Below are 21564 nucleotides of genomic sequence, written 5' to 3'. Positions count from 1 at the left end.
GGATCACCGCTTGGTGGATTAGATTATAAACTTTTTGCCTCCTCGTCTGCCCTGTAGATCTCCTCCTTCTTGGCCCTCTGGTACTCCATGATCCTCTTCCTGACCTCTTCGCTCTTGACTGCGAATATCTTCGCCACGGCCAAAGCGGCATTTTCGGCGTAGAGAACGAGCATTGGCGACACACCCGAGGGCATGTTTATGCTTGAAAGCACATCCATCCCGGCGAACTTCTCGCTTATGGGTGGAGAGGCGATCACAGGCCTCGTTGTGTTTGCATCAACAAAACCGCTCAGAGCGTTGCTCCTTCCGGCTATCGTGACGAAGACCACGTCCTCATTCTCGTACTCGTCAATTATCTCGAGAGCCTTTGCAGGGGTTTTGTGGGCCGAGGCTATCCTGAGCACGGCATCAATTCCAAAGAACCTCAGCTTTTCTGCCACCTTCTTACCATAATCCAGATCGCTCTTTGAGCCCATCAAGATTACGGCCTTCATCTATTCACCTCCATCTCCTCAACAACCCTATCATACGCCTCAAGCAGGTCTTTCAGGGACTTCAGCTTGACGAAGTAGTACTTCTCGGGGTGCTTCTGCTCGAAGTCGAGGATTCCGAGGTCGTACATGAGCTTGAGGTGCCTTGAAGCCGAGTACTCCGAGATTCCCACCCTCTCCGCGACCTCGTGAACGCTGAGCCTGCCGGCGCTGATTATCTCCCTCAGGATCTTCCTCCTGACCCTCGCCCTCAGAGCCCTTGCAAGCTTCTCGTCCGGCATCAGAACCACCCCAGCCTCTTCAGCCTGTGGTATATCTTCCACGACTCGCTCGTCTTTGCCTCTATGAGCCCCTCCACACTCTCGCTCTCGATGTAGGCCATGACAGCTGAAACCGCAACCGGCACGATATTCTCCTCGAACTCGCACTCGTAGTGATCCCTCGTGAATATCTCGTCCAGCCTCGTCTTGAGGTGCCTGATGCTCTTGAGGGACTGCAGAACCCTCTCGGGTATGTTCCTCTCGTCAACAAACTTCGTGTGCGTGTTACCCCTAACAAACTCCTCATCCTCGAGGACGACCATGTGGAAGGGGATGTTTGTCTCGACACCCTCAATTATGTACTCGTACAGCGCCCTCCTCATCCTCGCAATCGCCTCAATCCTCGTTCTGCCCCAGACTACCAGCTTGGAGATCATTGAGTCGTAGTACGGCGGGATCTCGTACCCCATGTGCACTCCGCTGTCAACCCTCACTCCAGGCCCGCCAGGGGAGCGGTACCTGACTATCTTCCCGCTCCTCGGCAGGAAGCTTATCGGATCCTCAGCGTTTATCCTCGCCTCTATGGCATGCCCCCTGATCGTCACGTCCTCCTGATCGAAGCTTATCCCGTCACCATAAGCTATCCTGAGCTGCTCCTTCACGATGTCCACTCCCGTGACCATCTCGGTCACGGTGTGCTCGACCTGAAGCCTCGTGTTCATCTCGAGGAAGTAAAGCTCCCCGTCCTGATAGAGAAACTCCATCGTTCCTGCGTTTCTGTAGCCTATGTGCCTTGCACCCTTAACCGCAATCTTCCCGAACCTCTCCCTCACCTCCTCGTCGAAAGCTGGAGATGGTGCCTCTTCAATTAGCTTCTGGTGCCTCCTCTGGATGCTGCACTCCCTCTCGCCGAGGTGGATGACCTTCCTGTCGTCGGCGAGTATCTGAAACTCTATGTGCCTCGGCTTGGGCAGGTACTTCTCAACGTAAACAGAGGAGTCCCTGAAGTACTTCTCTCCGAGCTTCCTGCTCTTCTCAAACGCCTTCCTGACCTCCTCGGCGTTGTTGGCGATGGTTATCCCAATCCCACCCCCACCTCCGCTGGCCTTTATCGCCACAGGGTAGCCAATCTTCTCCGCGAACTCAACGGCCTCATCCGCAGTTCTGAGCTCCTCGCTCCCCGGAACCACCGGCACTCCTGCCTCCCTCATCAGCCTCCTCGCGTTAATCTTGGAGCCCATTGCCGAGATCACATCAGGTGAGGGACCTATGAAGACGATTCCCTCCTCCTCACACCTCTTTGCAAACTCGGGGTTCTCCGCAAGGAACCCGTAGCCGGGGTGTATGGCCTCAGCCCCGCTCTTCTTCGCGACCTCAAGAATCACGTCCATGTTCAGATAGCTCTTTGCCGGCTCGGGATCGCCTATGCAGTAACACTCGTCAGCGTAAACACGGTGAAAGGCACGCTTGTCGGCGAGAGAATAGACAGCCACGGTTTTTATCCCCAGCTCCTTGCAGGCACGCATAACTCTTACCGCAATCTCGCCACGATTGGCAACCAGAATCTTGCGGAACATTGCATCCCTGCACAATTCCGCAACTTAAATAGATTTTCCTAATTGAAGTTTCCGAAAACGGGAAAGCGGGCTAAAATATCAGTCTCTGAACCGGAATCACCAGTATGTCTCTCGCTCCAGCCATCTTCAGCCTCTCAACGACCTCGAACAGGTGGCTTTCGTGGATCACAACATGGACTGCAAGCATTCCGTTGGACTCGACCTTCATGACGGTCGGCCCCTTCAGTCCCGGGGCGACGCTCTTCACGTCCTCAAGCCTGTCCTCCGGGACGTTCATCATCAGGTAGACCATCCCCCTCGCGTTCAGAACGCTCTCAAGGGCGGTCTTGAGAGCCTGCACGTTGAAATCATCCACCACCTTCCTGTTGGCGATCAGCACAGCCTGCGTTTCCATGATCTCTGCGATTACCTCAAGGCCGTTCAGCCTGAGGGTGGTTCCTGTGGACATCAGGTCAACTATCGCGTCGGCTATACCTATGGACGGGGCTATTTCGCACGCTCCACTTACCTCCACGATCTCAACGTCAATTCCAAGCCCAGAGAAGAAGTCCTGAGTGATCTTCCTGAACTCCGTGGCCACAGCTCTTCCTTCAAGATCCTCAACCTTCCTTATCTCCGAGCCCGATGGTGCGGCGACGACTATCTTTGCCTTCCCGAAGTCGAGCTTCAGGAGTGTCTCAACGCTCACCCCAGCCTCATAAACCATGTCCAGCCCGGTTATTCCCACCTGGGCTGCTCCTTTGTAAACGTACTCCGGGATGTCCCGGGCCCTCGCGAAGAGGACCGCGATATCTTCTCTGTTGGTCGAGGCTATCAGCCTCCTCCCCTCGCTCTCCACCTTGATCCCGGCAGACCTCAGCAGCTCTAAGGAGGGCTCTGCCAGCCGGCCCTTGTTCGGCAAGGCGATAATCATCACCCCAGCTTGTCAACGAGTTTTAAAAGTTTTTCAGCCCAACATCCGAAACAGATTTTTAGCTATCTGGAGAATGAGAGAACATGAAGGTCAGCGACGCACCGCGGACGGCAACGTCGATAATCGTCAGAAGCTCGGCGAGCGCGAGGATAACCCAGTCCAAGAACCCTTTTCTCGAGCTAATGAGGAGGATATTCAGGAAGGAGGAGGTGGCGATAAAAGCGATGAAGTTCATAACTCTCATCGAGGAGAGGCAGAAGGCTGGAAGACCGCTTAGGGTTGATGAGTGGGAGGAGACTATGAAGATGCTCGAGATGAACCGCTCATCGTTCTACTCAATGAGAAACAAGCTCCTGGGAGCGGGAATGATATCCATAAGAGGTGGAGAATACAGACTTTCCGGCATGTTCAGCAGAGACCTCGTTGACATGGCCAGATGGTGGTGGACTGTCGTGCTGGGAAACGACCCCGACTCGCTTTAGTGCTTCATGGCATAGTCAACTGCCTCAAAACCGCACTTTCTGCACTTTCTGGATACCTTGGTTACCTCGTTGCTGTCCTCTTCTACCGAGAGTTCGTGGCCACAGATGGGACATTTGTTCATGATTAATTATTTACCAACCCCATTTAAAAATTTTTCTAAAAATAATACTTCGGCTTTTATAATACCAGATCACAAAGCTTATATATTGCAAGTGTGTCTCAGAGTAACACAGTGTCAAGGTGATGGGAATGCTGGGCATGGGTGACGTCTGGACAGCGGCAGGATACCTGCTGACGGTGCTTGTTGTGGTGGGTGGAGTGCTCTACGGAATCCTGAAGAGGTGATGGGATGGATCTGCTGCTTGTAGCAATAATAGTGGTAGCATATTTACTCGTCACGGGCTACTTCGGCTACTACGGCTTCAGAACTACCAAGGACTCGGAAGACTACTTGGTGGCGGGCAGGAGGATACACCCGGTGATTATGGCCCTGTCATACGGGGCGGCCTTCATCTCGACCTCCGCGATAGTCGGGTTCGGAGGGGTGGCGAGCATTTTCGGCTTCTCCCTCCTCTGGCTCACGTTCCTGAACATCCTCGTGGGCATAATCATCGCATACGCGGTGGTCGGCAAGAGGGTCAGGAAGAAGGGGCTTGAGGTCAACGCTCTGACGTTTCCAGAGCTCATGGGCAAGATGTACAACTCCAGATTCATTCAGGTGTTCTCAGGGCTTATAGTCTTTCTCTTCATGCCCCTTTACGCAGGAGTGGTGCTCATAGGGGCTGCGAGGTTCATTGAGGTGTCGCTGAACATAGACTACAACATCGCGCTATTCATAATGGCGCTGATCATAGCGATGTACGTCGTCTATGGCGGCCTTATTGCAGTCGTTTACACCGATGCTTTTCAGGGAACCATAATGCTCGCGAGCATGGTGGTTCTCCTCGCAATGACGTACTCGTGGTTCGGAGGGATAGTTCAGGCCCATGAAGCCCTCACATCCCTAAACCCAGTTGCGATAAAGATATTCGCCCAGAAAATACCCGGGTACACGGGATGGACAAACTTCCCTGAGCTCGGGAGTGCTGCGTGGTGGACTCTCGTCTCTTCGCTCATACTCGGAGTCGGCATCGGTGTCCTCGCCCAGCCGCAGCTTGCGGTGAGGTTCATGACTGTAGCAAGCGACAGGGATCTGGACAAGGCCGTCCCGATCGGGAGCATATTCATCTTCTTCACTGTAGGAACGGCATTCATAGTCGGTGCGCTGAGCAACGCGTACTTCATGGAGACTGTGGGCAAGCCGTCAATCGCTGTTGCAGGAGGAAACGTGGACAAGGTCATACCCGCATACATAAGCTCGTTCATGCCAGACTGGTTCGTTGCTGTGTTCCTCGTCACGCTGCTCGCAGCGGCAATGTCCACGCTGAGCAGCCAGTTCCACACAATCGGCAGCGCCCTCGGCAGAGATGTGTTTCAGGCGGGATTTCTTAAGGGGAAGTACGACGAGAGGACGGTGCTGATAACCAGAATGGCCATAGCGGTGGGAATACTCTTCAGTATCTTCCTCGCGTACATCCTCCCGCCAGGAGTCATCGCCAGGGGAACTGCGATGTTCTTCGCCCTCTGCGCCTCATCCTTCCTCCCCGCATACCTCGGAGGGTTGTACTGGAGCAGGGCAAGCTCGGCAGGGGCAAAGGCGAGCATAGTCGTTGGCTTCGCAACGTCAATGATCTACATAACGTTCTTCCACATAAAGGAGTCCTCTGCTCTCGGAATTGCGAGAATGCTATTCGGAAAGGACGCGCTTGCAGGATTCCCGTGGACGGTTATTGACCCCATGGTGATTGCTTTACCGCTGGCAACGCTGACGTTCGTGGTGGTGAGTTTGCTCAGCAGGGAGAGCCCTTCAGGTAGTTGAACTCCGCCTTTTCAATTTTTACACTGAGAAACTCTCCTATTTTTCCAGATTCGACGATGACCGGCCTGTAAGAGTCCGTTCTTGAGAGGAGCGTACCGTTCTTTCCGGCTTTTGTCACGAGCACCCTCGCGCTTTTTCCAACAAACTTCAGGTTGTTCTCAAGCCCGATCCTTCTCGTGAGCTCTGTGAGCTTCCTGCTCCTCTCCTTCTTTATCCAGTCAGGCATGTCCCTCAGCCTGTATGCGGGTGTGCCCTTTCTCGGAGAGAACCGGGTTATGTTGACTATGTCCGGCCTCATCCTCTCGATCAGCTCGTAGCTCATCCAGAACGACTCCTCAGTCTCAGTCGGAAATCCGACGATGATGTCCGTCGAAACCACGACGTCATCGAAGCTCCTCCTGAACTCCTCGACAACATGCTCGTAGTCCTCCACGGTGTGTCCCCTCCTCATGTCCTCCAGAACCCTGTTGTCTCCGCTCTGAACCGGGATGTGCAGGAACTTGTAGATCTTCTCACTGCTGAACGCGTTTATCAGATCGTCAAGGATCGCCACTGCGTGCTGCGGGTTCATCATGCCCACCCTGACCCTGAAGTCCCCTTCTATCCCTGCTATCCTCTCAAGCAGATCGGCGAGATTCTCTCCCCTATCAAGGCCGTAAGCTCCCGTGTCCTGAGACGTGAGCTGTATCTCCCTGTATCCAGCCTTCACCGCAACCTCAACCTCTCTAACAATGCTCTCAACCGAGAAGCTCCTCAGCCTCCCCCTCGCGATTTTTGTAGCACAGTAGCTGCAGCTTCCGAGACAGCCCTCAGATATCGACACGATCGCTATGGCGTTCTCGTTAAGCCTCCTCTTGTACATACACAGCTCGGATTTGTCAACCGACGTTACCTCCAGAATCTCAACCCTCTCTCCCCTCGCAACCCCCTCAACCGCCTCATCTATCCTGTGCACGTTGTCGGGGCTGACGAGCGCGTCACAGACTTCTCTGAGGTTTTTCCTCGAAATTCTCGACAAACAACCAGTGGCAATCACCTTCTTGCCGCTGCCCTTAAGCTCCCGGATCCTCCTGACTATTTTCCTCTCAGTGAAGTCTATGACCCCGCACGTGTTGACGACCACTATCTCCGCATCATCAGGGCTCCCGACGACATCGTGCCTCTGGGAGAGAATGCCCCTCATTATGTCCGTGTCAGCCTGATTCGTCGTGCAGCCGTACGTCTCAATGTAAACCCGCATTCCACATGCCATGGCCCTTTCTGAATATTAACCTTAACCCTCGGGATAGTTTTAAATAATTAATCGCCAAGAATTTAGCATGGCGCTGGGTGTGGAAGGACGGAACATTACCGAGATAAGGCCAGAGGAGATAAACAGGGTCTGGCTGAAGTTCTATGACGAGTGGGTTCGCGATTCTCTCGAATATCCAGAGGTGCCGCTTTACGCTCTTCTGGAGAATACGGCTAAGGAGAAACCTGATGCCACCGCAGTTGTATTCTTCGGCAAGGAAATCACGTTCAGGGAGCTTGATGAAGCATCAAACAGGCTCGCAGCCTTCCTGAAGGAGCTCGGGGTGAAGAAGGGAGACGGGGTGATGCTCGCCCTGCCCAACATCCCCCACTACATCATCTCCTACTACGCGGTGCTGAAGGCTGGAGGCAAGGTGGTTCAGGCCAACCCGATCTACACTGAAAGAGAATTGAGGCACATAGCGGACAACAGCGAGGCGAGAATTGCCATAATCTTCGAGCCCGTTTACAAGAACATTCAGGGGCTCATGAAAGAGGGGAGGATTGACCACATCATCGTCTGCAGGGTGGAGGAGTACCTGTCCTTCCCGCTGAACTTCCTGTACAGGTTCAAGAAGGAGAAGGTGAGCATTCCGAAGGAGAAGGGCATATACGAGTGGAGGGAGGCGCTCAGCAGGGAGGAGCTGAAGGAAAGAGAGGAGATAAACCCGAAGGAGGATGTTGCTGTGTTCCAGTACACCGGCGGAACCACAGGACTGCCAAAGGCCGCGATGCTCACCCACTACAACCTCGTAGCGAACGTTTACCAGACCGTGGAGTGGATACCCGGGAGGGGTAAAGGGGACGTGTTCCTCGGAGTTCTGCCATACTTCCACGTGTTCGGCATGACGACGAGCATGAACGCCCCTATCGCCGTTGGTGGGAAGATAATCCTCCTGCCAGACCCGAGAGACATCAAGAGGATAATTCAGGCCATAGACAAGTACAAGGTGACAATATTCTGCGGAGTTCCAACGCTGTTCAACGCGATACTCAACCACCCGGATCTGAAGAAGCACGACCTCACATCCCTGAAGGCGTGCATAAGCGGGGCTGCTCCGCTGCCAATAGAGCTGAAAAGGGCCTTCGAGAAGGAGACAGGGGCCAAGCTCATTGAGGGCTATGGCCTGAGCGAGACCTCACCCGTCACGCACGGAAACCCCTTCTACGGGCTCAACAAGGAGGGCAGCATAGGAATCCCCTTCCCGGACACCTATTCAGTCGTCATAGACGAGGAGGGCAAGATCCTCCCGGTTGGAGAAGTGGGAGAGCTTGCAATTTACGGCCCGCAGGTGATGAAGGGGTACTACAAGATGGAGGAGGAGACGAAGAAGACACTCGTGAACGGGTGGCTTCTCACAGGAGACATGGCGAAGATGGATGAGGATGGGTACTTCTACATAGTGGACAGGAAGAAGGATGTGATAATTGCGGGTGGGTACAACATCTATCCGAGGGAGGTTGAGGAGGTTCTGTATGAGCATCCTGCTGTGCTGGAGTGCGCGGTGATTGGTGTCCCTGACAAGTACAGAGGGGAGACGGTCAAGGCGTTCATCGTGCTGAAGGAGGAGTATAAAGGCAAGGTGGACGAGAAGGAGATCGAGAAGTTCTGCAGGGAGAGGCTTGCTGCCTACAAGGTGCCGAGGCTGATAGAGTTTGTGGATGAGCTGCCCAAATCTGCTGTGGGGAAGATACTGAGGAGGGTGCTGAGGGAGAAGGAGATGAAGAAGACTGAATGACGACTTAATTTTTTATTCAAATTTTGTTCTGTTCTCTACTCTCCCTGCTCAAACCTGACCCTCAGCTTGGCTATCTCCTCCTTGATCTCGGCCTTGATACCCATGCCCTCGAAAACGCCCTCGAGGAACTCCCTCACGAACTCCTTGACCTCGTCATTCCAGAGGACGAGGGTGTACTCCCCGCTCTTGACGTTGAGCCTGAAGAAGTTGCAGGCCTCCAATCTCCGCAGTATGAACTCCGCGTCCCTCCCCTCGAACTCCTCGGCGTGCGACTTGGGATCCTCTCATGAACCTCCCAGAACCTCTCCTTTTCTGGGTGAGTGTTCATGAACCTGAGAAACGCGACCCAGTGGTCTATGTCGAGGATCACGTGCTCACCCTCGGAGAGCATCTCGACGTAGGTCTTTATCCTGAACGGATCCTGATTTTCGAGGAACCTGAACCTGCTGTAGAACCTTAGGAGCTCCCTGAACATCTCGCTGACGCTTGTGAACGATCCCCTCAGCTCGGTGAATATCCTGTTGGTCTCCTCGTCGAGGGCGATTGAGATCCGGGGAGGGTTCTTCATGCACCCTGCTCGCAGAAATAATTTAAAAAATTTTTGATCAAACCGGAAAACTTCTAAAAATCGTTAATGCAAAACGGGATTTTTTCGAAAAACTCAATAGCAAATTAAGATAGCTGAAGTCCAGCCCGACTTCACTAAATTTTCTTTAGAATTTTTTCAGTATTTTTCAAGTTTTATGAACTTTTCAGAAAAGTTACTAAACAAGTTTAAATACCACACCTCCTTGCTGCATCCATGGAAGCTGGAGATGTTGCGTGGATACTCGCATCAACGGCACTCGTAATGCTGATGATCCCGGGAGTGGGGTTCTTCTACGCCGGAATGGTCAGGAAGAAGAACGTCATTTCGATGATCACGCTGAGCATCGTCTCCGCGATAATTGTCGGAGCGTTGTGGACAGTGTACGGCTACTCACTGGCGTTCTCGGGAGACGTTGGAGGGTTCGTAGGAGATTTGAGCAAGGCCTTCCTGAGCGGGGTCAGCATTGGGGGCGACGGCATTCCAGAGATGCTCTTCATGATCTACCAGATGATGTTCGCAGCGGTAACGCTCGCCATAATAACGTCAGCGATCGCGGAGAGAATGAGGTTCTCTGCATTCCTGATCTTCGGCGTGCTCTGGGTGACGCTGGTCTACATACCCTTCGCCCACTGGCTCTGGGGAGGTGGGTGGCTGGCAAAGCTCGGAGCGCTGGACTTTGCAGGAGGGATTGTTGTCCACGTGAGCTCCGGGTTCGGGGCGCTTGCCCTCGCATTCGTGCTCGGCAAGAGGTATGGGTATGGAGAGCACCCAATTGAGCCCCACAACATTCCGCTGACGCTCATAGGCGGAGCGATGCTGTGGTTCGGCTGGTTCGGGTTCAATGGTGGTAGTGCGCTTGCGGCAAACGAGATTGCAGTGAATGCCATAACCGTCACATTCGTGGCCTCAAGCTTTGCCGGGCTCACGTGGATGGCGATCAGCTGGCTGAAGGGCAAGCCGGGAAGCCTTGGAGTGATAACTGGAGTGATTGCCGGTCTTGCTACGATAACGCCAGCAGCGGGCTTCGTTGACGTCCGCGCTGCCATAGTCATCGGCATCATTGCAGGAGCCCTCTGCTTCACCGCGCTCGAGTTCAGAATCAGGAAGGGAATCGACGAGTCGCTCGACGCGTGGGCAGTTCACGGAGTTGGCGGTGCCTTCGGAAGCTTGGCGATTGGTCTCTTCGCCAACCCGTCCATTGGGGGCTATGCGGGCCTGCTCTACGGAAACCCGTCGCTGCTTACCATCCAGCTGATTGCAGTAGCCGTGACAATAGCGTACTCATTCGCCGTGACGTTCGCGATAGCGAAGGTCGTTGATGCCGTGACGCCTCTGAGGGTCAGCCTCGAGGAGGAGTACGTTGGACTCGACATACCCCAGCACGGAGAGGTGGGGTACGCATGAAGATGGTCGTCGCGATAATAAGGCCTGAGAAGTTTGAGGCAGTGGAAGATGCGCTGGCTGAGAAGGGCTACGTGGGCATGACGGTCACGGAGGTAAAGGGAAGGGGGGAGCAGAAGGGCATACAGCTCCAGTACAGGGGCAGCACGATTGAGGTGGATCTGCTCCACAAGATAAAGCTGGAGATAGTCGTGGATGACGAGGACGTTGACGAGGTCGTGGAGATAATCTGCAGGAACGCGAGAACCGGGAGGTTCGGGGACGGCAGGATATTCGTCGTGCCCGTGGAGAAGTCTGTGAGGATCAGGACGGGAGAGGTTCTGAGGTCTGCGAACGGAAAGTAGCCCATTTTTAACTATTTTTCATTATGATTCGGCGATCATGCCATCTGAATCGTGTTCAAAAAAGTTTATATTAAGCCAGATTCAGCAGAATCCGATGAAAGTCCTCGTGGCCAGCAGTATCGCCAGAGAGGCGATTGACAGAATGCGAAAAGAGGGCCTCGTGGTGGACGAGAGGCCCGGAATAAGTGAGGAGGAGCTTGAGGAGATAATCGAGAACTACGACGCCCTCATAGTGAGGAGCTCTCCGAAGGTCACCGCGAGGGTCATAGAGAGGGGCAGGAGGCTCAAGATCATCGGCAGGGCTGGAGTTGGTGTAGACAACATTGACGTGAACGCGGCAACGCAGAAGGGAATTATTGTCGTTAACGCTCCCGGAGGTAACACGGTCTCGACGGCTGAGCTTGCCATAGGCCTCATTCTCGCAGCGGCGAGGAAGATCCCCCAGGCCGACAGGAGCGTTAAGGAGGGCAAGTGGGAGAGGAAGAAGTTCGTTGGAGTGGAGCTCAGGGGGAAGACCATAGGCGTAATCGGTTTGGGAAGGATAGGCTACGAGGTCGCCAAGAGGGCGAAGGCTTTTGACATGAACGTTATTGCCTACGACCCATACATAAGCGAGAGCAAGGCTAAAGAGCTCGGAGTGAAGCTCGTGAGCTTCGACGAGCTCATAGAGAACGCTGACATAATAACCGTTCACGTTCCCAAAACCAAGGAGACCGAGAACCTGATAGGCGAGAGAGAGTTCGAGAGGATGAAGGATGGAGTAATAGTCATCAACTGCGCGAGGGGAGGGATAATTAACGAGGACGCGCTTATCAGGGCGATAAAGAGCGGAAAGGTGTATGCCGCTGGGGTTGACGTTTACTCGACCGAGCCCCCAGACCCGAACAGCGAACTCCTCAAGCTGGAGAACGTCGTCACCACCCCCCACATAGGTGCGTCGACAAAGGAGGCCCAGACCAACGTGGGTTTGATAATCGCAGAGGACATAATAAACCTATTCCACGGGTATCCGGTCAGAAACGCGGTCAACCTCCCATCCCTCAGCGCTGAGGAGTTCGAATACCTGATGCCCTACCTGAAGCTGGCCGAGAAGATGGGGAAGATTGCCGCCGCAAGGCTCGGAGGGAACTTCGAGAAGGTCAAGGTCACCTACAGGGGCAAGCTTGCCGAGAGAGACACATCCTACCTCTCAAGGGCTCTGCTGAAGGGCCTGCTTGAGTACATACTCGGGCCAAACATAAACCTTGTTTCTGCGATGCCAATCGCAAAGGAGAGGGGCATAGAGGTCGAGGAGAGCAAGATAGAGAAGACCGACAGCTACGAGAGCCTGCTTGAGGTGAACGTTGAGGGGAGAGGAAGGTCGATCTACCTTGCTGGAACGAGCTTTGGCAGAGACGACTACAGGATAATCAAGATAGACAAGTACAAGACCGACTTCGTCCCGAAAGGGCACTACATAATCTCCCTGCACGAGGACAAGCCCGGGGTCATCGGCAGGGTTGGAACGCTGTTCGGCAAGAACAACATCAACATCGCCGGAATGATTGTCGGCAGATATGGCGATAAGCCCGGGGGAATCCAGCTCATGCTTCTGCTCGTTGACGATCCGCCGAGTGAAGAGGTGCTCGAGGAGATGCAGAAGCTTGACGGGATAATCGACGCGGTTTACATCCACCTCTGAACCTCTTTTTCATTCAATTCTTTGCCGAACAAAAACGTTATATTTCAGGCTTGACAAGTTCTGCTGATGTTCTACACCGAAGACAGGCTCAACAACTGGATTGAGAGGATAAAGGACGAGGAGCTTGACCTTGAGAGCGGGAAGGGGCTGGAAGTGTTCGACAAGATGCTCGACGACTACATAATCGCATGCCTGAACCTCCTGAAGAGCATAAGGGAGAGGGAGGTGACCAAGAAGGACGCTCTGAAGTTCATAGAGGAGAGCAAGCCCCTCCTCGACAGGAGCTACGATGTTGGAGACGATGTGAAGGCTGAGCTGCTCGAGATGACCAAGGAGAACATGAAGGTGGTCGCAAAGGGGCTCGAGCTGACGATAGCCGGAAAGGTCAGCAGAAAGTCCTTCGAGAAGCTTCTGGAGGACGCAATAAAGAAGGAGAAGAGTGGAGACCTTGAGGGTGCGTTCGAGGACATGGCAAAGATGGCGGCCAAGGCACTCGCAGGTGAGAGGTTGCCTGAGGATCTCGAAATTCCTGACGAGGATCTGTTCGTCATCGGATGGCTTGACGCCATAGATGCGATAAGCACAGTCCACCACCTCATCGAGATCGACAGAACGGAAGTGGAGGATGACCTGGAGTGAGCTCGAGAACCTGAAGAGGTTCAAAAGGTTCGATTTTTCCCTTTACAAATACCTGATTGACGTTTTTGGTAAAAGAGGTGACAAGGCGTTCTTCTACGTTAAGGAGCGGAGGGTCAAGAGGTACAGAGACTTCTTCGTGGTGGTTGGCAGAGAGGAGTACATAGTCGACGAGAGGTTCTGCACCTGCAGGGACTTCCAGTTCAACCTCAAAGGCAAAGCACCGTGCGCGCACATAATTGCCGTAGAGGTTGCGAGAAACCTCAAAATGTACGATGAGGTGGATGCGTACTACATAGACTTCACCAGCATCTCAGCAAGGAGGGGCTGGAGGTTCGGAGGGTAGGAAGGTATATATCCGCGTGAGATACTTCCGCTATGGGTGTGCTCTCCAAGGATGAGATCCGGAGGCTGATTGAAAGCCAGTCCCTGATCTCCGACTACGTCGACCTCGAGACCCAGCTCCAGCCCAACGGATTCGACTGCACGCTGAGAAAGGTTGCGAGGATTTCAGGGGAGGGCAGGCTGGACTTCGACAACTCCGAGAGGAGAATTCCAGAAACTGAGGAAATGCCCTTCGAGAACGAGTGGGTCTTTCTGGAGAAGGGGTACTACAGAGCCTACATAAACGAGGTCGTGAGAATCCCCAATGACATGATGGCCCTTGCCAGACCGAGGTCGAGCCTCATAAGGGCCGGAGCGAACATCCTCACGGCCGTGTGGGATGCTGGATACGTTGGCAGGAGCGAGGTGGGGCTGGTGGTTTACAACGAGGACGGGCTGTGGCTCAAGAGGAACGCGAGAATAGTGCAGCTCGTCTTCTTCAGGCTCGACGGAGAGACCGAGGGGTACTCGGGGATCTACAGGGGAGAGAACGTCTGACTACTCGAAGGAAACGCTCCCCCTCACAATTTTGAAGACGTCGCAGCTCTCGAGCCTACGAACTATCGAAAGCACAGGGTTTCGCGGGTTCACCTTCTCCATCCTCGCGATCGTGTAGCTCTCGAAAAACGGGTTCCTCGTGGAGGCCTGAAAAACAACCTCCGGATCAAACAGGTAGCTCGCGAACCTGACCTCGTCGAACATTGACGGGGATGCTATCATGGCATTATCCGTGCCGATCATCCACCTCTCGTACTCCGAGAACAGCTCGTAGTTTTTGATGTTCATGAGCCCAAAAAACGCGTTTGACCTGAAGCACGTCACTATTCCTGCTCCAGTCTCCATTGCTTCCTCCACCTGCCTCCTCTCCGCCATGTTCATGTGGATGATGAAGTCCGGCTCGAGGGACAGGGCATCTTCCACGTCCCCACCATCTTTCTCCCCGGCATGAATCGCGAAAACCTTCCCGTGCTTCCTCGCCAATCTTCTGCAGAACTCGAGAAGGTCGAGGTCGTGATCCCTCACGCTGCTGAAGTTGAAGCCCTGCGATATCTCCACGAGCCTCTTAGCTTCCTCCTCGCTCGATGGCCTTGAAAGGGCCATGAGCCTCCTCTCCTCATCTGCCTTCAGGTACAGCTCGTATCCCCGCAGACCCCCCTCCCTGAACTCGAGCGATGTTGAGGCTGTTTTTGCAATCAGTGCCACTGATTTCCTCATCCACTCGACAAGCTCATCCTCGCTCGACTCCTCAAGAACCCTGAACTTGTACCCCCCGGGCCCCACAAGCTCCTCGAGCCCCATCTTCGGAGCCTCTACAGCAGAGTCGCCTATGTGGGTGTGGGCGTTGAAGAATGAGGGGAAGACGACGAAGTCGGGAGTCACGCTCGCAACCTCGAACCTCCACTCCGAGTCCAGAAGGAAGTAGCCCGTTTCTCCGCTCACGGCATCGAGGACTCTGAGGGGTTGCATGGATAAAGTTAAATACATGGGGTATAATACCATTCCCCATGGCGAAGAAGGAGAAGGCACCACCACTGATGTCCTCGGCAGGAATAATGAGGTACTTCGAGGAGGAGAAGACTCAGATAAAGATAAGTCCAAAAGCCGTGCTCGCTTTCGGCCTCGTGGTTGGATTCCTGACGATAATTCTCAACGCGTACTATGGGCTCTGGCCGGGTTAACATCGAGATAATTTTTACAGGCAGATCGAACGTTGGCAAGTCCACCCTCTTTTCCCACCTTTTCGGTGTCCGGGTGAGGAAAGGAAAGAGGCCCGGCACGACCATCGCCCCGAACTTCTACAGCTACAGAGACCTTCTCGCCACCGACCTCCCGGGTTTTGGGTATGTTAAAGGTGTAAGCAGGGGGTTCAACGAGAGGGTGAAGGACTTCATCGTCCACTACATTGAGGAGAACGCGAGCAGAATCGCTGCGGGAGTGATAGTGATCGACTCCAAGGCCTTCAGAGAAGTTGTGGAGAGGTGGGACAGCAGGGGATACATCCCGGTTGACGTTGAGATGGCCGATTTCTTGCGAGATGTGGGTGTTGAGGTGATAGTCTGCGCGAACAAGTTCGACAAGGTCGAGAACGGCGAGGAGGTGCTTGAGTACATCTCATCCAGAATGAGTGTGGACAGGGAGAGGGTTATTCCCACGGTGGCCAAGAAGGGAGATATCTCCGGAGTGAAGAACACTCTCAAGGATGTGCTTGCAAGGAGGGGTAGGGTGGATTTGTTTGGTGCATTTAAATAATATCTTCTGAGAAATTTTACGCCGGGGTCGGAGAATATTAATATAGGGGAAAAACCAACTATATAATTGTGATCCCATATGAGACGCTTTAACTGGAGGCTTTTCAGGAGAAAGGGCAGGAAGAAGGAGATCATGAAGGATGAGAAGCTGCTTCTCAAGAATGTCGATGACATTAAAAACCCGAGGGAAGATAGAACCGTTCATGAGGTCGCAAGAGAAATCCTACCGGAGGAGGATTAAGGTCAAGTTCACTTTTTTAGGAGGGTTCGATATCAGGGAGAGGGAGGTTGAGGTTGAGCCGGGGAAGAAGTATTCAGAGCTTCTTGAGGAGTTCGGAATCAATCCTGAGACCGTGGTGCTCGTTAAGAATACCGAACCTGTGCCCATAGACTCCACCGTAGAAGACGGAGAGGTTAAAGTGCTCAGGGTTATTTCTGGTGGCTAATCCATCATAATGATGGAGGCTAAGAGAAGTATTTAGGGAATAAGGTTAATAAATTGGCAGTAAAGATTATATTATCACCCCAGGTGTGATGAGTAATGGTCAAAAGCTATCTCGTCATAGCAGACAGTGGCTTCGGCGGAACCTCACTGGCATACAACATCACCACAAAGGTCTCAGATAACGTAATTTGGTTCCCCTCGGAAAATCCCCTCATAGTTCAGAGAATAATCGACGCCTACAGAAAGAGACCGAATCTCGAGATTTTCAGCTCCAGAAAGTTCAACATCGCCAACCTCAACGAGATCAACATTCTCCTGTCAAAATCGATAGAGACGAGAAGGGAGCCTTCTTCTGTCTGCATAACCCTCATCTCCGAGCTCATTCTTGTTCACGGCCTCGAAAAAACATACCTCTTCCTCGCCAACCTGATGAACAAGGTGGAGGGGAAGAACGGCACGGTCGTCGGGCTGATGATCAAGGGTGCCCAGCCGAGGAGAGACGAGATCCTTATCTCGAGGCTGTTCTCCGAGATCTTCCACCTCGAGAAGGAGCTAAACGACAACCAGCTCACGTTCATCCTGAAGTCCGAAACGCCAATAGACGAGAAGTACGTCTTCAGGCTCAGGGTCAGGGGTTACGAGGTCGAACTCGATTCGGTTCTTGAGAAGTACATAAAGGAGAAATAAACTATTTATACGGGCTCGCAGAATTTGCCACATGCCCGGAATAATTCCGCACAGGCACTGCGTTGTTTGCGGTAAGGCCATAGAGCCTGAGGAGATATTCTGCGGAAAGGAGTGCCAGAACAGGTACGAGGAGGACAGAAAGAAGCAGAGGAACTACATCATCTTCATGTTCGCGATGCTCTTCGGAATCCTGTTTCTGATGATGTTCTCTAACCTGTGAAGACGTCGAGCCTGTCAACCTTCCTGAAGAAGCCAGCGACCTTGCAGAACGTCGTTCTCTTTTTTATCTCCTCCACGATGTTTTCTCCGAGCTTTTCCTCAGCCTCGGCGAAGAATATGTAGTCCCCGAGCCTCGTGCCAGCTGGCCTGCTCTCGAGCTTCCTGAGGTTTATCCCGTTCTTGTAGAAGACCTCAAGCACCCTGTAGAGTGCCCCCGGCCTGTCATCCACTCCGAAGAACAGGCACGTCAGGCTCTCATCACCATTCACAGAGCCGCCACTCCTCCGTATAATGTAGAACCTCGTCCTGTTTGACGTCAATGACTGAATGTCCCTCTTTATGACCTGCAGCCTGTAGAGCTTGGCCGCGAGCTCAGACGCTATGGCCGCTGACCTGTCGTCCAGCATCTCTATCGCCTCGCTTGTGGTTCTCGTGTACCTTATCTCCGCGTGCGGTAGGTAGTTGTTTATGAACTCGCTGCACTGGGCTATTGCCTGAGGGTGGGAGTACACGACCTCTATGTCCCTGAGGGGCAGTCGCTTCTTGGCCACGAGGTTGTGCCTGATCTCCGACTCGTATTCGGCGAAGACCTCCACGTCATGCCTCAAGAGAGCATCGAGGGTCTGCAGGACAGTCCCCTGAAGGGAGTTCTCTATGGGGACTATGCCGTAATCTGCTTTCCCGCTCTCCACCGCGAGAAATATGTCCTCCACCTTGCTCTGGTAGATGAGGGGCAGCCTCGAGCCCACGAGCTTTAACGCCGTCTCCTCAGAAAAGCTTCCCGGAGGGCCGAGAACGGCAACCTTCTTCCTCACACCGAGAATCCTGTACTCCTCCTCCTTGGTGAGCTTCATCAGCCTCTCGAAGATCTCCGAGACCATCACGGGGTTCAGTTCTGTTTTGGTCACAAGCTCCCTCAGCTTGACATCCTCTACATGAGAGATCTCGACCGGCTCGTTGAGCTTCAGCTTCTCCATAGCCACCTTTCTTCCGGCCTCAACCCTCTTCTCGATCAGCCGGAGGACGAGGGAGTCTATCGCCCTTATGTAGCCCCTCAGCATGTCTATGCCCTCTGCATTGACGGTCGTTTTGTACGCATCAAGCACTATCGTCGAGTCCCTGTAATCGTCGAATTCCTCTCTCAGCTCATCAACAAGGCCCTTGAACGACCGCTCGTCCTTCATGATCTCGTCAAGAACCCTTGCATTCTCCAGAATCTCCTTCCTCAGCTCCTCAGCGTTCTTCTGAATGTGGTAGTACAGCCTCCAGTCCTGATTGATTATCCTGCTGGCGAGCTTGTGCATGACAAGAAATATCGGGGAGCCGTAGTGGTATGCCTTCCCGAACCTTCCCCTGAGAGTCAGGGCGAACAGGAAGAGGAGGAAGTGGGCCGTTCCCTGAATTTCGGCCATCTTCCTGTCATGCTCCTCCACAGAGATGTGAGAGATTATTGCCCCAGCCCTTCTGAACTCCTCGAGGATTACCCTTTCCTCCTCCCTACCACTCTCGTGAACGACGATTATGTTCGACAGTCCTATCTCGCTGTCCGGCCCGAACATCGGGTGGATGCTGAGGTAGTCAAAGCCAAGCCTCTCGAGGTGGGGAATTGCGAGGTTCTTTAGCGTTGAGATGTCCACTATGAGCGCGCTCCTGTTCTTCCTTGCTATGTCCTCGAGGGCATTCTCTATCTCATCCATTGGAACGCAGAGAAATATGACGTCAAACCCGTCGATCTCCCCGTAGCTCACCTCACTCCTGTCGGGGTTCAGGTCGTAGCCCTTGACGAAGTAGCCCCTGTTCTCGAAGAACCTGTGGAAAATTCCACCCATCCCGCCCATTCCGTAAATCAGGATCCTCATATGACTCCCATCGACTTCAGAATCTTTCTTGCTGTGTAAACGTCATACTGCCCGGGAGCTACAGGGGTGGAGAGGGAGCAGTAGATGAACGGGGAGCCGAGGATGAAGGAGAGGATCCTCGTGTATGCGAACTTCCTCCCCATCAAAAACGCCACGACGTCGTCGTACTCAGTCAGGAGCTTTACGATCTTGACGACGTCCTCCTTCCCAGCGCCCATCGTCGCGATCTTTATCACGTCACCCCTTTTGGCCTCGACTATGTCGACCAGCTCCTCGTACGACGGCGTCTCAGTGAAGTTGTGATAGGACTCTATGATCTTGACCTTCTCGAACTTCAGAAATACCTCATCATCGAGCCTCGTTTCGAGGTCAACGTAGTCCACATACCTGGAATACTTCCTCAAGAGCTCAAGCCTCTCTTCCTCCTCGCCCTCGTACCTTCCACCATCCTCCTTGAGCCTTATGGTGACTATCGAGGGCTTCTCCGTTCTGATTCTGTCGTACTCCGGTAAAGAGGGGAAGAGGTCGAGCCTGAACTCGATCACGTCCGCTACCCTAACGGCCTGAGATGCCTCCGCGAAGCTCTTGACGCTCACAACAAAGCTACCCTTCAATTATGCTCTCCTCCACAGCGACTCCAAAGTGACGGGCCTTCTCTCCGATGTAAACGAGTATCTCATCTCCCTCCTTGAGCTCCGAGACGCTTATGTGCCTTCCTCCCTCCCCGACGAGCTTTATCGTCTCGGCGTTCTGCAGGATCACCGACCCCTCCACATCTCCAGCCCTCGCCCTGACGAGCAACATCGGCCTCTTCTCTATCTTTACCCTCCCAACGTAGCTCCTCCTCGTCCTGCCATCATGTCTGACTATCTCCACCTCGTCCCCAGCCCTCAGCTCGGCAAGGTATCTTGTCCTCTCACCGACTTTTATGTAGGCGTTCACACTCCCGGCATTTACCCTGAACGGCCTTGAGGCCACATACTCGCTCTCCTCGCTCTCGCTCGCCACGAGGAACATGAACTCGGCCGTGTTCCCGACGAGCATCCCCTCTCCCGGGGTCATCATCGTGATCGTGTCAACGCACACCCTGTCCCCCATGCCGAGCTTCCTTATCTCCACAACCCTGCCCTTCACGAGCCTGACCGACTCCGTCTCCTCAACAACGTCTCTGAACGACCTCATCTCGTCCCTGCTCCTCGGAGTTATCGCAATTCCGTCCGCACCTCTTTCAAGGGTTGTCAGCACCACCCTCGCCTCCTCGGCATCGCTCACTATCGGAATTATCTTGGCGCTTCCCTTCATCGCTATCAGGTTCTCGAGGGGGATGATCTTCCAGTTGTCAAAGCTCAGAAATATCCTTCCGGCAGTCCTGCTCAGCTCCACCACTCTCTCCTGATCCTCCGCGCCTCTTATCCTGAAAACCTCTGCCTCTTCAACCTCAATGTTGCCGAGCTTTCTCACAAGTTCCATGAACTCCTTCTTAACGGCCACACCGGTAAACCCGAGCTCTATAGCATCCTTAACGTGCTCCTTCACTTCATCCCAGACTTCTCCATCATCTATTAACCAGATCTCTTTCATAGACGACACCGTGAATTACTCTCGCAATCTTGATGGCAAGCTCCCTTGGATTCTCCGCCTGAAATATGTTTCTGCCGGCCGCAACACCCTTCGCCCCAGCGTCGAGCGCTTCCTTGACGACCTCAAGGAACTCTGCTGAGCTCTCCTTCTTTATCCCTCCCGCGATCACCACAGGTATCCTCGAGTGCTCGACCACCTCCCTGAACGTCTCCACGCTTCCGGTGTAGTTTGTCTTGACTATGTCCCCCCCAATCTCGTTTGCAACCCTGACCGCGAGCTTGACCTCCTCCACTCCGAATTCGTTGATCCCTCTTCCCCTCGGGTAGCTCATCACGAGCAGTGGGATTCCGTAGTCGTCGCACGCCTCTGAGATCATTGACGCCTCCCTTATCTGCTCTCCCTCGCTGTCACTCCCCACGTTCACGTGGACACTCACCGCGTCAGCCCCAAGCTGTATGGCCTTTTCTACGCTCGTAACAACTCTCTTCGCCAGCGGGTCCGGGCTCAGGTAGGTTGAGGCAGAGAGGTGGACAATCAGGGCGGACTCCATCTCGTCTACATAGTCAGAGTGCTTGACCATTCCCTTGTGCAGGACGAACGCGTCCACTATTCCGTCAAGGAGGGCGAGCATCCTGTCCACATTCTCCAGTCCAACCTCCGGTTTGGTCATTCCGTGATCCATAGGAACTATGAACGTTCTTTCCCCCTTGAGTATCCGTCTCATCCTCCTTTTCTTTCCGTGCATTTTTATGCACCTCTTTTATTCAAAGGAATTATATATACCGTCCCCAAGACCCTCGAACAGCACAGGCGCACAA

27 protein-coding genes are annotated in these 21564 nt (G+C 53.6%); 15 read left to right on the top strand and 12 right to left on the bottom strand.

Translation table 11 applies throughout. The features are described from left to right. Positions 1 to 23: 23 nt before the first annotated feature. The 4 genes from purE to hisG form a co-directional block, all read right to left on the bottom strand. Positions 24 to 494 (bottom strand): 5-(carboxyamino)imidazole ribonucleotide mutase, encoded by a 471-nt coding sequence (gene purE / locus GAH_RS08790; protein ID WP_048096189.1) that lies wholly within the window; start codon positions 492 to 494, stop codon positions 24 to 26. Continuing rightward, entirely contained in the window at positions 491 to 772 is a 282-nt protein-coding gene (locus GAH_RS08785; RefSeq protein ID WP_048096865.1) for a winged helix-turn-helix domain-containing protein, read from the bottom strand. Before GAH_RS08785 ends, purE begins: the two co-directional genes overlap by 4 nt. Then, a complete protein-coding gene (locus tag GAH_RS08780) occupies positions 772 to 2328 on the bottom strand; it encodes an acetyl-CoA carboxylase biotin carboxylase subunit (RefSeq protein ID WP_048096187.1) in 1557 nt (518 codons plus the stop codon). The genes GAH_RS08785 and GAH_RS08780 overlap by 1 nt, the downstream gene beginning before the upstream one ends. Before the next feature lie 70 nt (positions 2329 to 2398). Continuing rightward, positions 2399 to 3241, bottom strand: coding sequence for an ATP phosphoribosyltransferase (gene hisG / locus GAH_RS08775; RefSeq protein ID WP_048096185.1), 843 nt, complete (start codon positions 3239 to 3241; stop codon positions 2399 to 2401). 83 nt (positions 3242 to 3324) lie between these two features. Here hisG and GAH_RS08770 point away from each other — a divergent pair, with 83 nt between their 5' ends. After that, positions 3325 to 3723, top strand: coding sequence for a hypothetical protein (locus GAH_RS08770; RefSeq protein ID WP_048096183.1), 399 nt, complete (start codon positions 3325 to 3327; stop codon positions 3721 to 3723). Here GAH_RS08770 and GAH_RS11050 read toward each other — a convergent pair. Beyond that, positions 3720 to 3845, bottom strand: coding sequence for a hypothetical protein (locus GAH_RS11050; RefSeq protein WP_281173926.1), 126 nt, complete (start codon positions 3843 to 3845; stop codon positions 3720 to 3722). The two genes, GAH_RS08770 and GAH_RS11050, sit on opposite strands and share 4 nt — an antisense overlap. Before the next feature lie 228 nt (positions 3846 to 4073). Between GAH_RS11050 and GAH_RS08765 the strand changes: the two genes are divergently transcribed. Next, positions 4074 to 5642 (top strand): sodium:solute symporter family protein, encoded by a 1569-nt coding sequence (locus GAH_RS08765; protein WP_048096182.1) that lies wholly within the window; start codon positions 4074 to 4076, stop codon positions 5640 to 5642. Here the strand turns inward: GAH_RS08765 and GAH_RS08760 are convergent. After that, positions 5614 to 6882: a tRNA (N(6)-L-threonylcarbamoyladenosine(37)-C(2))-methylthiotransferase gene (locus GAH_RS08760; RefSeq protein WP_048096180.1), complete on the bottom strand. Its 1269-nt coding sequence runs from the start codon at positions 6880 to 6882 to the stop codon at positions 5614 to 5616. The genes GAH_RS08765 and GAH_RS08760 overlap by 29 nt on opposite strands. Positions 6883 to 6961: 79 nt before the next feature. Between GAH_RS08760 and GAH_RS08755 the strand changes: the two genes are divergently transcribed. Continuing rightward, positions 6962 to 8671, top strand: coding sequence for a long-chain-fatty-acid--CoA ligase (locus GAH_RS08755; protein WP_048096179.1), 1710 nt, complete (start codon positions 6962 to 6964; stop codon positions 8669 to 8671). A gap of 133 nt (positions 8672 to 8804) precedes the next feature. Here the strand turns inward: GAH_RS08755 and GAH_RS08750 are convergent, their stop codons facing one another. After that, the gene (locus tag GAH_RS08750) at positions 8805 to 9239 is read right to left on the bottom strand and encodes a ribbon-helix-helix domain-containing protein (RefSeq protein WP_245604011.1); all 435 of its coding nucleotides are present in this window, start codon (positions 9237 to 9239) and stop codon (positions 8805 to 8807) included. 234 nt (positions 9240 to 9473) lie between these two features. Here GAH_RS08750 and GAH_RS08745 point away from each other — a divergent pair, with 234 nt between their 5' ends. From GAH_RS08745 to GAH_RS08720, 6 genes are all read left to right on the top strand, one after another. Further along, positions 9474 to 10664 (top strand): ammonium transporter, encoded by a 1191-nt coding sequence (locus GAH_RS08745; RefSeq protein WP_048096177.1) that lies wholly within the window; start codon positions 9474 to 9476, stop codon positions 10662 to 10664. Next, positions 10661 to 11005, top strand: coding sequence for a P-II family nitrogen regulator (locus tag GAH_RS08740; protein WP_048096175.1), 345 nt, complete (start codon positions 10661 to 10663; stop codon positions 11003 to 11005). The genes GAH_RS08745 and GAH_RS08740 overlap by 4 nt, the downstream gene beginning before the upstream one ends. Before the next feature lie 94 nt (positions 11006 to 11099). Further along, positions 11100 to 12686, top strand: a complete 1587-nt coding sequence (gene serA / locus GAH_RS08735; RefSeq protein ID WP_048096174.1) for a phosphoglycerate dehydrogenase — start codon at positions 11100 to 11102, stop codon at positions 12684 to 12686. Positions 12687 to 12752: 66 nt separating this feature from the next. Next, the gene (locus tag GAH_RS08730; RefSeq protein ID WP_052747832.1) at positions 12753 to 13325 is read left to right on the top strand and encodes a DUF2150 family protein; all 573 of its coding nucleotides are present in this window, start codon (positions 12753 to 12755) and stop codon (positions 13323 to 13325) included. After that, positions 13312 to 13668, top strand: coding sequence for an SWIM zinc finger family protein (locus GAH_RS08725; RefSeq protein ID WP_048096170.1), 357 nt, complete (start codon positions 13312 to 13314; stop codon positions 13666 to 13668). Before GAH_RS08730 ends, GAH_RS08725 begins: the two co-directional genes overlap by 14 nt. A 32-nt stretch (positions 13669 to 13700) precedes the next feature. Next, entirely contained in the window at positions 13701 to 14204 is a 504-nt protein-coding gene (locus tag GAH_RS08720; protein ID WP_048096169.1) for a deoxyuridine 5'-triphosphate nucleotidohydrolase, read from the top strand. On the opposite strand, the gene GAH_RS08715 is transcribed toward GAH_RS08720, so the two are convergent. Then, positions 14205 to 15173: an amidohydrolase family protein gene (locus GAH_RS08715; protein ID WP_048096168.1), complete on the bottom strand. Its 969-nt coding sequence runs from the start codon at positions 15171 to 15173 to the stop codon at positions 14205 to 14207. It lies immediately after the preceding gene. Between the two features lie 38 nt (positions 15174 to 15211). Here GAH_RS08715 and GAH_RS08710 point away from each other — a divergent pair, with 38 nt between their 5' ends. The 6 genes from GAH_RS08710 to GAH_RS08690 all read left to right on the top strand — a co-directional run bounded on the left by GAH_RS08710 (position 15212) and on the right by GAH_RS08690 (position 17307). Beyond that, positions 15212 to 15385 carry a preprotein translocase subunit Sec61beta gene (locus GAH_RS08710; protein WP_048096166.1) on the top strand — a complete coding sequence of 58 codons (174 nt, stop codon included), beginning with the start codon at positions 15212 to 15214 and terminating at the stop codon, positions 15383 to 15385. After that, complete coding sequence (gene engB / locus GAH_RS08705; protein WP_048096165.1) at positions 15366 to 15956, top strand: GTP-binding protein EngB; 591 nt, start codon at positions 15366 to 15368, stop codon at positions 15954 to 15956. Before GAH_RS08710 ends, engB begins: the two co-directional genes overlap by 20 nt. A gap of 78 nt (positions 15957 to 16034) precedes the next feature. Continuing rightward, complete coding sequence (locus GAH_RS10835) at positions 16035 to 16196, top strand: hypothetical protein (protein WP_169745353.1); 162 nt, start codon at positions 16035 to 16037, stop codon at positions 16194 to 16196. After that, positions 16159 to 16401 carry a ubiquitin family protein gene (locus GAH_RS08700; protein WP_048096163.1) on the top strand — a complete coding sequence of 81 codons (243 nt, stop codon included), beginning with the start codon at positions 16159 to 16161 and terminating at the stop codon, positions 16399 to 16401. The genes GAH_RS10835 and GAH_RS08700 overlap by 38 nt, the downstream gene beginning before the upstream one ends. 95 nt (positions 16402 to 16496) lie before the next feature. Then, positions 16497 to 17087, top strand: a complete 591-nt coding sequence (locus GAH_RS08695; protein WP_048096161.1) for a hypothetical protein — start codon at positions 16497 to 16499, stop codon at positions 17085 to 17087. A 31-nt stretch (positions 17088 to 17118) separates the two neighbouring features. Next, positions 17119 to 17307: a DUF2116 family Zn-ribbon domain-containing protein gene (locus GAH_RS08690; RefSeq protein WP_048096159.1), complete on the top strand. Its 189-nt coding sequence runs from the start codon at positions 17119 to 17121 to the stop codon at positions 17305 to 17307. Here the strand turns inward: GAH_RS08690 and pheA are convergent. Genes pheA through GAH_RS08670 form a run of 4 tightly spaced genes read right to left on the bottom strand, consistent with a single transcriptional unit; the run spans position 17297 to position 21491 of the window. After that, on the bottom strand, positions 17297 to 19165 hold the full coding sequence (pheA, locus tag GAH_RS08685; RefSeq protein WP_048096157.1) for a prephenate dehydratase: 1869 nt from the start codon (positions 19163 to 19165) through the stop codon (positions 17297 to 17299). The two genes, GAH_RS08690 and pheA, sit on opposite strands and share 11 nt — an antisense overlap. Next, the gene (gene aroD / locus GAH_RS08680; RefSeq protein WP_084632366.1) at positions 19162 to 19779 is read right to left on the bottom strand and encodes a type I 3-dehydroquinate dehydratase; all 618 of its coding nucleotides are present in this window, start codon (positions 19777 to 19779) and stop codon (positions 19162 to 19164) included. Before aroD ends, pheA begins: the two co-directional genes overlap by 4 nt. Continuing rightward, complete coding sequence (locus GAH_RS08675; protein ID WP_048096155.1) at positions 19769 to 20746, bottom strand: 3-dehydroquinate synthase II; 978 nt, start codon at positions 20744 to 20746, stop codon at positions 19769 to 19771. Before GAH_RS08675 ends, aroD begins: the two co-directional genes overlap by 11 nt. Further along, positions 20721 to 21491, bottom strand: coding sequence for a 2-amino-3,7-dideoxy-D-threo-hept-6-ulosonate synthase (locus GAH_RS08670; RefSeq protein WP_048096153.1), 771 nt, complete (start codon positions 21489 to 21491; stop codon positions 20721 to 20723). Before GAH_RS08670 ends, GAH_RS08675 begins: the two co-directional genes overlap by 26 nt. Positions 21492 to 21564: the final 73 nt, after the last annotated feature.

Origin of the sequence: Geoglobus ahangari, assembly GCF_001006045.1 — an archaeon.
Lineage (GTDB): Archaea > Halobacteriota > Archaeoglobi > Archaeoglobales > Archaeoglobaceae > Geoglobus > Geoglobus ahangari.
Note: the sequence above shows the minus strand (reverse complement) of the source record. Positions and strands in the feature narration are given on the sequence as shown.